Annotated in this window: 7 protein-coding genes; 4 read left to right on the top strand and 3 right to left on the bottom strand. The window is 77.2% G+C overall.

Translation table 11 applies throughout. The annotated features are described in order from the left end of the window. Positions 1–89 precede the first annotated feature (89 nt). Complete coding sequence (locus tag ACIF6L_RS20710) at positions 90–974, top strand: virginiamycin B lyase (protein ID WP_396486453.1); 885 nt, start codon at positions 90–92, stop codon at positions 972–974. A gap of 93 nt (positions 975–1,067) precedes the next feature. Here ACIF6L_RS20710 and ACIF6L_RS20705 read toward each other — a convergent pair whose 3' ends face one another. The 3 genes from ACIF6L_RS20705 to ACIF6L_RS20695 form a co-directional block, all read right to left on the bottom strand. After that, the gene (locus ACIF6L_RS20705) at positions 1,068–4,103 is read right to left on the bottom strand and encodes an AAA family ATPase (RefSeq protein WP_396486452.1); all 3,036 of its coding nucleotides are present in this window, start codon (positions 4,101–4,103) and stop codon (positions 1,068–1,070) included. Between the two features lie 297 nt (positions 4,104–4,400). Beyond that, positions 4,401–4,592, bottom strand: coding sequence for a hypothetical protein (locus ACIF6L_RS20700; protein ID WP_359807438.1), 192 nt, complete (start codon positions 4,590–4,592; stop codon positions 4,401–4,403). 113 nt (positions 4,593–4,705) lie between these two features. Then, the gene (locus ACIF6L_RS20695) at positions 4,706–7,819 is read right to left on the bottom strand and encodes a type 2 lanthipeptide synthetase LanM family protein (RefSeq protein WP_396486451.1); all 3,114 of its coding nucleotides are present in this window, start codon (positions 7,817–7,819) and stop codon (positions 4,706–4,708) included. Positions 7,820–8,176: 357 nt separating this feature from the next. On the opposite strand from ACIF6L_RS20695, the gene ACIF6L_RS20690 reads away from it, so the two are divergent. The 3 genes from ACIF6L_RS20690 (at position 8,177) to ctaD (ending at position 11,674) form a co-directional block, all read left to right on the top strand. Next, a complete protein-coding gene (locus tag ACIF6L_RS20690; protein ID WP_396486450.1) occupies positions 8,177–9,028 on the top strand; it encodes a sigma 54 modulation/S30EA ribosomal C-terminal domain-containing protein in 852 nt (283 codons plus the stop codon). A 32-nt stretch (positions 9,029–9,060) separates the two neighbouring features. Next, a complete protein-coding gene (locus ACIF6L_RS20685) occupies positions 9,061–9,546 on the top strand; it encodes a pyridoxamine 5'-phosphate oxidase family protein (RefSeq protein WP_396486741.1) in 486 nt (161 codons plus the stop codon). 457 nt (positions 9,547–10,003) lie between these two features. Beyond that, positions 10,004–11,674, top strand: coding sequence for a cytochrome c oxidase subunit I (ctaD, locus tag ACIF6L_RS20680; RefSeq protein WP_396486740.1), 1,671 nt, complete (start codon positions 10,004–10,006; stop codon positions 11,672–11,674). Positions 11,675–11,738: the final 64 nt, after the last annotated feature.

Genomic DNA, 11,738 nt, shown 5'->3' with positions numbered 1-11,738 from the left:
GCCCAGGACGGTAGACGACGCCACCGACAACGGCCGGTGACGGCGTGACAGCATGGAGACGATCACGTCGCGACAGTCGAGGAGCGGGGATGCGCGGGGAGTTCGAGCGGTTCCGGGTGGCGGACGGGAAGGCCGGTCCGTACGGCATCACGGTGGGGCCGGACGGCGGTGTCTGGTTCACGCTGGTGCACGCCGGGGAGATCGGGCGGCTGGCGGCGGACGGGTCGGTGCGGCGGTTCGGGACGGGCTCCGCGGCGTCCGGACCGTCGGTGATCACGACCGGGCCGGACGGCGCGCTCTGGTACGCGCGGATGCGGGACCACCGGATCGGACGGATCGGCACCGACGGCCGGGAGCGGTCGTTCGGGCTGCCGACCGAGGCCGCCGGGCCGTACGGGATCGCGGCCGGCCCGGACGGCGCGCTCTGGTTCACCGAGCTGAACGCGGACCGGATCGGACGGATCACCGTGGACGGCCGGGTGACGGAGTACCCGCTGCCGGTGACCGGCGCCTTCCCGTCGATGATCACGGCCGGGGCGGACGGCGCGCTCTGGTTCACCCTCAACCAGGCCGGGGCCGTCGGCCGGATCACCGTCGACGGCGAGATCACCGTCCACCCGCTGCTGACCGAGGGGGCCGCGCCCGTCGGCATCGCCGCCGGTGGCGACGGTGCGCTCTGGTTCGCCGAGATCGGCGCCGGCCAGGTCGGCCGGATCACGGTGGACGGCCGGGTGACGGAGCATCCGCTGCCCGACCGGGCCGCCCGGCCGCACGCCGTCGCGGCCGCCCCCGACGGCCGGCTCTGGTTCACCGAGTGGGCCGGCAACCGGCTCGGCTCGCTCACCGCCGACGGCCACTACGCCGGGTACGAGCTGCCGGTGCCGGCCGCCGAACCGCACGGCATCGCGGTGGCTCCGGACGGCGCGGTGTACGCGGCCCTGGAACTCGGCGAGATCGTCCGGCTCACCCCCTGAGCCGGGGGCCGGACCGGAGCCGTCACGGTCCGGCGGCGAGGCCGTGGAGAGCCGCGCGGTCCGCGAGGCGGGACCAGCGGGGCGGCCGGACCGTCACGGTCCGGCGCAGACCTCCGCGGCGAGGTCGCAGAGGGCCGCGCGGTCCGGGCGGCCGGTCTTGGCGAGCAGGTTGGCCACGTGCTTCTCCACCGTGCGGGGGGAGATGGAGAGCGTCCGGGCCAGCTGCTGGTTGCCGGGGCGGTCGGTGAGCAGGGCGAGGACCTCGTACTCGCGCAGCGTCACCCCGCAGCTGCGCAGCCCGGCGGGGACGGCGTCGCGGCCGCCGCGGTGCTGGGCGACGCTGGCGCCCGCCCGGCGCAGCAGGGCCCGGCAGGCGGCCGCCACCGGCTGGACGCCGGCCTCGTGGAAGTACTCCTCGGCGGTGCGCAGCCAGCCCACCGGGTCGCCCCAGCCGTCGGCGAGGGCGGCTTCGGCGGTCAGCCGCAGCGCCAGGTGGTGGGCGAGCGGGAAGGGCGCCGCCGCCGCGCGGGCCTCGTCGACCGCGCGGGCGGCGTCCCGCGGCCGGCCCTCGCGGCCGAGCAGCACGGCCTCCGCGAAGCCCAGGAACTGGCGGTTCCAGGCGAGTTCGGTGGCGGGCGCGGCCATGGCCCGGGTCAGGTCGGGGCGCTGCCAGTGGCCCTCGGCGACCTCCAGCAGCGGGTGCAGCCCGTGCCGGCCGGCCAGGTAGAAGACGTTGGGGTGCTCCTGCTCCCAGGCGAGGCCGGCCGCCAGTTCGGCCCGGGCCCCGGCGCGGTCCTCGGCGAGCAGCGCGCCGATGGCGCGGCAGAGGCCGTGCCGCAGGGGCATCAGGAAGGACTCCTCGCCGCCGGCCTGGCGGAACCGGACCAGTTCGCGCTCCATCTCCCGGCCCCGGCCGCGATGGGCGGCCAGGGTCGCCGAGCCGAGCAGCAGGTAGCGGTGCGCGGGGACGTTGTTCAGCCGGGCGGTGGCGTCGAGGCAGCGGTCGACGATCTCGCGGGCGGTCCGCCATTCGCCGCGCAGGACGGCGTTCATGGCGAGCAGGCCGTCGAGGGTCTGGGTGAGCACGATCGCGCCGAGGCCGGCGGCGGCCTCCCGGGCGCGTTCGAGGCGGGCGCCGTCGCCGGTGCGCATGAAGGCGTTGGCGCCCAGCCGCAGCAGCGCCTCCACCCGCCAGACGGGCAGGGCGTGGGCCTCGGCCACCGCGAGCATCCGCTCCAGGCAGGCGTCGGCGTCGTCGAAGCCGCGTTCGCGGGCCAGCAGGGCGAGCAACTGCCAGGCCTGGCAGGCGACCACCGGCAGTCCGGAGCGCTCGGCCACCTCGGCGGCCCGGCGGGCCAGGGCCTCGGTGCGGGCCAGCCGGGCCCGTCCGGGGTGCTCGTCGCCCGGGGCCCCGGCGGCGGTCGCGCCGCCCTCGGGCGCGGTGGGCGCGGTGGGCGCGGTGGGCGCGTGGTCGGGCAGGAGCGCCAGGTGGCCCTCGACCACGACGAGTGCGGCGTCCTGCTCGGGGCGCGGGTGCGCACCCGAGAGGGCGCGGGCGGCGGCGACCTGGGCGGCGGCCTCGGCGGCCCGTTCGGCCATCACGGCCGCCCAGGCGAGCCGGGTGTGCAGGTCGACCCGGCGGTCGGCGGCCGGGCTGCGGACCGCCGCGGCGCAGGCCGCCGCCGGCTCCGGCCGGACCGGGGGCAGCGTGCGGACCAGCTCGAAGGCCCGGTCCAGCTGGCCCGCCTCGGCCAGGGCCGGCAGCAACTGCTCGGTCACGGCGGCCCGTTCGGCGTCCCCGGCGAGTTCGTGCGCCCGCTCCAGCAGCACCACCGCCGAGCCGGCGGCGCCGGCCTCCAGCACGCGTCGGCCGGCCTCGGCGAAGTGCACGGCGGCGCCCGTCCGGTCCCCGCCGGCCAGCAGCAGGGAAGCGACCAACTGGCGTCGTTCGTCGGCGAGTTCCGGATCGGCGCGGAGGATCGCCCGGGCCGCCCGGCGGGCCACGGCGGCCCGCTCGGCCGGGGCCAGGGCGGCGGTGACGGCGGCGGCGGTGAGGGTGTGGCGGAAGGCGTAGCGGTCCGGGGCGGCGCCGTCGGGCACGATGACGTTGGCCTCGGAGGCCGACCGCAGGTGGCTGAAGAGCGTCCGGTCGTCGTACCCGGTGATCAGCTGGACGGTGGCCACCGAGAACCGGTTGCCCAGGGTGGCGGCGGTGAGCAGCAGGTCGCGCACGGGCGGGTCCAGCTGGTCGATCCGCCGGCCCCAGCTGCGGACGATGGTGCTCGGCACGCCGGTGCGCAGGCCCCCGGCCACCTCCCAGCGGCCGCCGGCCCGGTGCAGCGCGCCGCCGGCCAGCATGTCCGCGAGCAGTTCCTCGATCAGGTAGGGCGAGCCGTCGGCGCGGTCGGCCAGCGTCTCCAGGACGGCCGCCGGGACGTCGGCGGCGTCGCTCTCCAGGACGGCGGCGGCCATCGCCCGGACGTCGGCGGGCGGCAGCGGGCGCAGTTCGGTGACGGCGGCGGCACGGCGGCGTTCGGCGGCCCGGACCAGGTCCAGCGCCGGGCCCGGCTCGGCCCGCAGGGTGCCGACCAGCAGGACGGGCAGGCCGGCCAGGTTGTCGACCAGGTACTCCAGGACGGCGACCGTCTCCGCGTCGGTGTCGTGCAGGTCCTCCAGGAGCAGCACGCAGCCCGCGTCCCGGCCGAGCACCGCGAGCAGGCGCAGCAGTGCCTCGGCGAGCTCGACCACCGTCTCGGGGTACGCGCCGGCCCCGGCCGCCGAGGCCGCCGCCCCGCGCCATTCGGGCACCAGCCGGGCCAGGGCGGGCCGGTACGGGTCGAGTTCGGGGTCGGTGGGCGGGCCGGCGGCCCGGAAGCGGGAGGAGAGCGCCTCGATCAGCGGCCGGAACGGGGTGACCGTCCCGGTGGAGCTGCCGCGCCCGCGCAGGACCGGCAGGCCCAGCCCGTAGGCCTGGTAGGCGCACTCGCCGGCCAGCCGCGACTTGCCGATCCCGGCCTCGCCGAGCAGGAAGACCGCCCGTCCGGACCTCTGCCGGGCGGCGGCGAGCGCGCTGCCGAGCCGGCCGAGCTCGGCTGCCCGGCCGACGGTGATCGACGAAGTGGTCCGCATGGCCCGCAGGCTACTTGACGGCCTCTCCGATCTGTAGAGTGGTGAATCGGCCACGAAGCGAACACCTGTCCGGCACGGGCCGGTCACCGTACGGCCACATCGGCGAGACCCCGCTCCGGTCCGCCACCGGGGCGCTGCCCGGTCCCCGGTGGCGGCCGGCCGCGCCCTCAGGGGCGCACGGTCCGGCGTCGGTGGCGTGCGGCCCGTTCGCCGGGCCGTTCACGGCCGGGACGTGGCGATCGCTGTCGGGGTGTCACGGGCGGTGCCCGGTGCCCCCGGCCGCTCGGATCGGTCCGGTCAGATCGGGACGGTCATGGTGGGGAACTCGAAGGCCGGGGAGACGGAGCCGCCGGCGGCGGACAGGAGCTGCGAGCGCAGGCCCAGCCCGCCGCCGGCCCGCAGCCGGATGTCCCCGGCGGGATGGTCCACCGCTTCCTCGGGCCGGGCGTCCGGCTGGTTCCAGGTCTGTGCCAGGTCGGTGTCGTTCATGCGGTGCGGTACTCCCGTTCGTCGGTGGAGCGCGTGCGGCCGGGTTCGGCCCGGGCGAGCGGTGCTCGCCCGCCGCGCCGCTTCGGTCGTCGTGGACGGTACACGGCGTGCGGTCAGGGGGCCGGCCTTTCGGCCGGGGGGCGGGGGCGCAGCAGCAGGGCGGGCGGCACCCGCTCGGGGAAGCCCAGCCGGAGCAGCCCGTGGCCGATCCCGGCCAGGCCGGTGAGCAGGCCCGGGTGCGGGACGGACCCGGGGGTGCCGCAGCGCGGGCCGTCCTGGTCGACGCCGGCCAGCAGCGAGGCCGCCCGGCGCACCCACGGCGTCCGCCCGGTGGCCGGGCCGCCTCGGCCGAGCAGCTCCAGTACGCCCGACTCGCCGTGGCACAGGCTCTGATCGGCCGTCGGCGCGGCCCGCGCGGTGTTGCGGACGGCGCGCTGGGCCCACTCGGCGAGCCGCCGGTCCGCGCGGGCGGACGGGCTGTCGGCCACCGCGAGGGCGATCCCGGGGCGCCCTCGGCACCAGGAGGACTCCCGGGCGCGCGCGGCCGTGGCGGCGTGCAGGGCCGCCAGGCCCGCCCGGTGGTGCGGTCCGTCGGCGGGTTCGCCGACGGTGTCCGCGTACCGCAGCAGCGCCCAGCCGGTGCCCGCCGAGCCGTGGGCGAAGCCGGCGGCGGCGGGCACCGGCAGGGCGGCGAGCCGGTCGGCGCAGTCCGTCGCGGCGGCCAGCGCCCCGGGCCGGCCGGTGGCGGTGTGCACGGCGAGCAGCGCGGCCAGGCCGCCGGCGGTGCCGCTGTGCACACCGGGGTCCGTCTCGCGGGCGGCGGCGGCCGCGGTGAGCGCGACCGCCGGGCCGGTCCACTGCCGGATCAGCGGGTCGTCCAGGGTGCGGCCGATCTCGGTGAGCGCGTAGGCGATGCCGCCGAGCCCGGCGAAGCCGCCCGAGCCGACGGCGGCCGGCCGGTCGGGGTGCGCGCCGAGGGTGTCGAGCAGGCCGGGAACGGGTGCGAGGGTCCGGCGGGCCACCTCGGCGTAGCGGTCGGAGCCGGTGAGGGCGGCCAGTTGGGCGAGGAACAGCGCGGTGCCGGTGTACCCGCCGGCCAGGTCGGCGCCGAGCGGCCGGACCCGCCAGTAGCGGTCGGCGAGCAGCTCCAGGCCGAGCCAGTTGGTGCGGGACCGCCCCTGGTAGGCGGCCGCGACCAGCTGGTCGCCCACGCCCCGGGCGGCGGCGAGGAGTTGCTCGGGCTCGGGCGCGGTGGCCCAGACGTTCTCCGGCGCCGGCCGGCCGGGCCGGTGCGCGGGGGTCGGGGCGGCGCCGGCCATCGCGGCCCGGACGATCCACTCCTGGTCCTTGCGGTCGACCTCGCCGAGGGCCGCCAGCTTGGCCTCGACGCGGGCCAGCCCGGTCTCGGCGAGTTCGCCGGGGAGCCGGCGGCCGGTGGAGGTCCACAGGTCGCGGCTGCCGGGGCGGGTGGTGAACAGCGGGACGTCGCCGGAGCGGAGGTCGGCGAGCTCGTGGTCGGCGAGTTCCGGGCGGCCGGGGTCGGCGACGGCGTCGGTGCGCAGCAGTTCCAGGACGGCGCCCCGGGCGGCGGCGTCGCGCAGCACGTCCGGGTGGGTCGACTCGTCCAGCAGCCGTGCGTACACCCGGGTGGCGCGGGGCACCACCCGGACTTCGTCCTCGGCGAAGGAGCGCAGCAGGCCGTGGGCGCCGACGAGTTGGTGGCGCCCGCCGGTGATGGCGGTGTAGCCGGCCCGGAAGCCGGTCACCAGGGCGTCGGTGTACTCGGCCGGGTCGGCGGGCGCGCCGTCCAGCCGGGGCCGGTTGCGGGCCTCGGCGAGCGGGCGGGCGCGCCGGACCAGCCGCATCTCGTCGGTGCCGGCGCCCGTCCAGTCCACGCCCTCCACCGGGGAGGTGGACCGTCGGCCGCCGCCGATGCCGGAGACGTCCACGGCGCCCTCGTCGCCGAGCAGCAACTGCGGCAGCAGGCCGACCCGCTGGACCGACTCCTCCAGGGCCCGGGCCGCCGGGTCCGGTGCCGGGCAGGCCCGGGCCGGCGGGTGGAACAGTGTCTCGACGTCCACCAGGACGGGCTGGTCCCCGGCCGCGACGAGGTTCTCATAGTGCAGGTCGGTGCCGTCCAGGGCGTGCAGCAGTGCCAGCAGCGCGCCCTGGCGCCGGTAGAACCGCTCGACCTCGTAGCCGGTGCGGCAGGGGTGGGCCTCGGCGTACTCCGTCCAGCCGTAGTCGCCCCGGTCCAGCAGCCCGAGCGCGCGCAGCCGGGGCACGCCGGGCTGCGCGTTGAACCAGCCGAGCAGGGCGTTGAAGTGCCGGTGGGCGGCGGGCGGGCGGGGGCGGTGGACGACGGCGGAGCCGTTGGCGAAGTGCAGCACGCTGACGGCGCGGCCGCGCCGGTGGCGGTCGCCGGCCTCGGAGTCGACGGCCACCAGCGCCCCGGGGTCGGTGCCGTGCAGCAGGCCGGCGACCAGCAGCGGCCGGTCGGCGACGAAGCGGGTGAGCAGTTCGGCGTGCGCGTCGGCGGCGTCCAGGCAGGTCTGCGCGAGCAGCCGGGCCAGGACGGGGTACCCGCGGAGCAGCCCGGCGAGACCGTCGCGGCGCGCGGTCAGGGCGAGGAAGGAGCGGAACCGTTCCTGCGGGGTGGTGCCCGCGAGCCGCCCGCCGGTCCGCGCGGTGTGCAGTTCGAGGACCAGGGTGCGGGCGGCGATCCGGGCGAGGCGCCGGGCGAGGCGGGCGGTGAAGCCGGCCCGCAGGGCGGGGACGTCCAGCCGCCCGGGCCGGCCGGGGCGGTGGGCGGCGGGGTCGAGCACGGCCGGCAGCCGGACGAGGGCGCGCTCGGCGAACGGCGCCAGGACCAGGGCGAAGCCGGTCAGCCCCGGGTAGGCGGCGCGCGGCACGATCGGCCGCACAGGGGCGGCGGCGACGGCGGCCTCGGTGAACGCGGCCCAGTCGGGGCGGGCCGGCGGCCGGGGCAGACCGGGGGTCAGCGCCCGCTCCCACCAGACGGCCCGGTCCGCCCGGGTGCGCCGGACCCGGGGCGCCGTGGCGTGCGGCGGGGCCGGGGCAGCTGCGTGGAGCCGGGCCGGCGGGTCGCCGGGCATCGGAGGGTGCGGCGTCGTGGCGGCCTTGGCGGACGCCGGTGCGACCGGGCCCTGAACCGGTACGCCGCCCCCGTCGGGGTGCGCTCTGCGCACGGCGTCCACCTCTGCCACCACCGCACCTCCGATGCCGCGAGAGGGCCGCGTCGCCGTCGAAGCCGCCGCCCTCGTGCTGATCCTTGCCCTGCCCCGGCCGCCGGGGCATGGGGGACGGCCCCCCATCTTTGTGGCGCTCCGCCCGCATGATCCGGGCCGGGCGGCCCGCCCGCCGGGTGGGGTGCGCACGACCCGGGCCCCGGGGGGCCCGCGCGGGTGCGGCCCGGGCCCGGCCGGCGCGCGCGAACGGGCCCTTCGGCCCTTTCCGGCTCCGACCGCTGGCGGGATCGTGAGCGCCTGACGGGTGTGCGGGGCGTACCGGTGGGCAGACGTGACGGGACGGCGGACTTCGTGACGGGACAGGAGAGGCCTGAGGTGGGCGAGTTGGTCGCGATACAGGTGGACGAGGGGCTCGCGCGAGGGGTCGCGATCGACGCCAGGGCCCGGATCGCCGCGGTGGTGGGCGGGGCGGACGCGCTGGTCGAGGCGGTCCGGGTACGGATCCGGCCGGTCGGCGCGCGGGCCGTGCTGGCGCAGGTGAACGCCGAGGTGGACGGGCGGCGGATCCGCGTCCAGGAGGCCGCCGCCGACCGGGCCACCGCCCTGGACCGGCTGGCCGACGGGCTGCGCGCCCGGATCACGGCCGTCACCACCGGCTGGACGCCGCTGCCGTGGCCGCGCCGGGCGGCCGGGGCCGGTCTGCTCTCCGCCGTTCCCGCGCAGGGCGGGCCGTCGCGCGCCGGCCGGGCGCCGGTGGCCGCCGTGGCGGCGCCCTTCGCCGCGCACCCGTGCACCGGGTTGCCGCGCGCCGGCGTCCGGCCCGCCCTGACGGCGTCCTCGGCCGGCCCGCGCCACATCGCGCGGCGCAAGGAGGCCCACCTGGTGTGGTGCTCGCCCGACGCGGCGGCCCGGACCATGGACGCGATGGACTTCGACATCCACCTGTTCACCGACCCGGCCACCGAGACCGACGCCGTCGTCTACCGGACCGGCCCCACCGGCTACCGGCTCGCGCGCACCGGCGCCGCCGGGCCGCCCACCCGCCCGGCCGTCCCGTTCACCCTCAGCCCGGTCGGTGCACCCGAACTGACGGAGGCCGGAGCCGTCGACCGGCTCTGCGCCGCCGACCTGCCGTTCCTGTTCTTCGCCCAGCCCGGGACGCGGCGCGGCCGGGTGCTCTACCGGCGCTTCGACGGCCTGCTCGGCCTGATCGCGGCCACCTCGTGAGAGCCGGGGCCGTCCGCCACCGGCTGCGGACGCTGCGCCGCCTCGCGGGGCAGCCGGCCGGCGGCGGTCGGCCGCCGCACACCGGGGCCCCGCCGCGCCGGCTGGTGCCGATCGACCGGGCCGAGGCGCTGCGGCTGCTCGGCAGCGCGCCGTTCGGGCGGATCGTCTTCACGCTGCGGGCGCTGCCCGCCGTCCGCCCGGTCAACCACCTGCTGGTCGACGACACCGTGGTGATCCGGACGGACGACGCGGCGGCGCTGGGCGCGGCCACGCTCGGGGCCGACGCGGCGGGCGTGGTGGTCGCCTACGAGGCCGACGCCATCGACCCGCGGACCAGGCGCGGCTGGAGCGTGGTCGTCACCGGCTACGCCCGCCCGGTCACCGACCCGGTCCTGCTGGCCCGGTACCGGGCGCTGCTGACGCCCTGGGTGGACGCCGGTACGGACCACATCGTGGCCATCCGGCCGGAGCTGGTGACGGGCTACCGGCTGACCCCGGCCGGGGCCGCCGGCCGGTAGCGCCGGTCCGCCGCCGGTGCGGTGTCGCGGTGGCCCCCGGGCCCCGCGGCGGCGCACCGGCGCTTCGGCCTGTCCGGCTTCCGGCCCGCACCGGCGCTTCGGTGCGTCCTGGTCCGGGCCCCGGCGGGATGCCCGGGCCCGGGTCCCGGCGGGAGCCGGCGAGCGCCGGACGCCCGTCGGAGGTCCCTGGCCCCGGCCCGGGACGGAGGCCCACCGACCCGGGACCGCCGGGCCCAACGGCCCTGGGGTGCCGGGCCGTCGAGTTCTGATCATGGATCACCATCCATTCGCAGAACTTCGAAGGAGTGCGTCCTTGAGCGCCATCGAGGCACCGGGCGACAGCGCGCCGCCGCCGTCGCCGCCGTCGGCCGCCCGGCCGGCCGGAGTGCGGGCCCGCCGGCCCGGCTCGGCCCTGGTCAGGCTGCTGACGACCACCGACCACAAGACGATCGGCTCGATGTACCTGGTGTCGGCGTTCGGGTTCTTCCTGATCGGCGGCGTCCTGGCGCTGGTGATGCGGGCCGAACTCGCCCGGCCGGGGACGCAGATCCTCTCCAACGAACAGTTCAACCAGGCCTTCACCATGCACGGTTCGGTGATGCTGCTGCTGTTCGCGATGCCGCTGTTCACCGGCTTCGCCAACTGGATCATGCCGCTGCAGATCGGCGCGCCGGACGTCGCGTTCCCCCGGTTGAACATGCTGGCCTACTGGCTGTTCATGTTCGGCTCGCTGATCGCCGCCGCCGGCTTCGCGACCCCGCAGGGCGCGGCCGACTTCGGCTGGTTCCTCTACGCGCCGCTCTCGGACGCGATCCACTCGCCGGGCGTCGGCGCCGACATGTGGATCATGGGCGTCACGCTGTCCGGCTTCGGCAGCATCCTGGGCGCGGTCAACTTCATCACCACCATCATCTGCATGCGCGCCCCGGGCCTGACCATGTTCCGGATGTCCATCTTCTGCTGGAACGTTCTGCTCACCTCCGTCCTGGTGCTGATGGTCTTCCCGGTGCTGGCAGCCGCGCTGCTGGCGCTGGAGTGCGACCGCAAGTTCGGCTCGCACGTCTTCGACCCGGCCAACGGCGGTGCGATGCTCTGGCAGCACCTGTTCTGGTTCTTCGGCCACCCCGAGGTGTACATCCTGGCGCTGCCGTTCTTCGGGATCGTCTCCGAGGTCATCCCGGTCTTCTCCCGCAAGCCGATGTTCGGCTACGCGGGTCTGATCGCCGCCACCGTGGCGATCGCGGGCCTCTCGGTGACGGTCTGGGCGCACCACATGTACGTCACCGGCCAGGTGCTGCTGCCGTTCTTCTCCTTCATGACCTTCCTGATCGCGGTGCCGACCGGGGTGAAGTTCTTCAACTGGGTCGGCACCATGTGGAAGGGCTCGCTGAGCTTCGAGACGCCGATGCTCTGGACGGTCGGGTTCCTGGTCACCTTCCTGTTCGGCGGGCTGACCGGGGTGCTGCTGGCGGCGCCGCCGATCGACTTCCACGTCTCCGACTCGTACTTCGTCGTCGCCCACTTCCATTACACGCTGTTCGGCACGGTCGTCTACGCCATGATGGCCGGCTTCCACTTCTGGTGGCCGAAGATGACGGGGAAGATGCTGGACGAGCGGCTCGGGCGGATCAGCTTCTGGACCCTCACCATCGGCTTCCACAGCACCTTCCTGGTGCAGCACTGGCTGGGCGCCGAGGGCATGCCGCGCCGCTATGCCGACTACCTGGCCTCGGACGGCTTCACCCTCCTCAACACCGTGTCCACCCTCGGCTCGTTCCTGCTCGGCCTGTCGATCCTGCCGTTCCTCTACAACGTCTGGAAGACCGCCAAGTACGGCGAGCGCGTCACCACCGACGACCCGTGGGGCTACGGACGCTCGCTGGAGTGGGCCACCTCCTGCCCGCCGCCGCGGCACAACTTCGCCACCCTGCCCCGGATCCGCTCGGAGTCCCCGGCGTTCGACCTGCACCACCCCGGGATCGCGGCGCTGGACTTCGTGGAGAACAACGGCGAACCGGCCAAGCACCTGGCCGGCGTCACCCCGGCCCGGTACGACGTCCCCGCCCCGCGGGCCCGCCGGGCGGTGCGGCGCGGCGACGGGCCACCGGACCGGTCGCCGGACCGGTGACGGCCTGCTGACGGCCTGCTGACGGCCCGCGCCTGCTGACGGCCCGCGCCTGCTGACGGCCCGC

This window comes from Kitasatospora sp. NPDC086009, assembly GCF_044540385.1.
In the GTDB taxonomy this organism is placed as follows: domain Bacteria; phylum Actinomycetota; class Actinomycetes; order Streptomycetales; family Streptomycetaceae; genus Kitasatospora.
The sequence above is the reverse complement of the archived record's forward strand: the minus strand, read 5'-3'. Positions and strand labels throughout refer to the sequence as shown.

Bases quoted from the DNA above. Each gene is read 5' to 3' on its own strand.
- ACIF6L_RS20710 (WP_396486453.1), top strand. From the start codon at position 90: ATGCGCGGGGAGTTCGAGCGGTTCCGGGTGGCGGACGGGAAGGCCGGT.
- ACIF6L_RS20705 (WP_396486452.1), bottom strand. From the start codon at position 4,103: ATGCGGACCACTTCGTCGATCACCGTCGGCCGGGCAGCCGAGCTCGGC.
- ACIF6L_RS20700 (WP_359807438.1), bottom strand. From the start codon at position 4,592: ATGAACGACACCGACCTGGCACAGACCTGGAACCAGCCGGACGCCCGG.
- ctaD (WP_396486740.1), top strand. From the start codon at position 10,004: ATGTACCTGGTGTCGGCGTTCGGGTTCTTCCTGATCGGCGGCGTCCTG.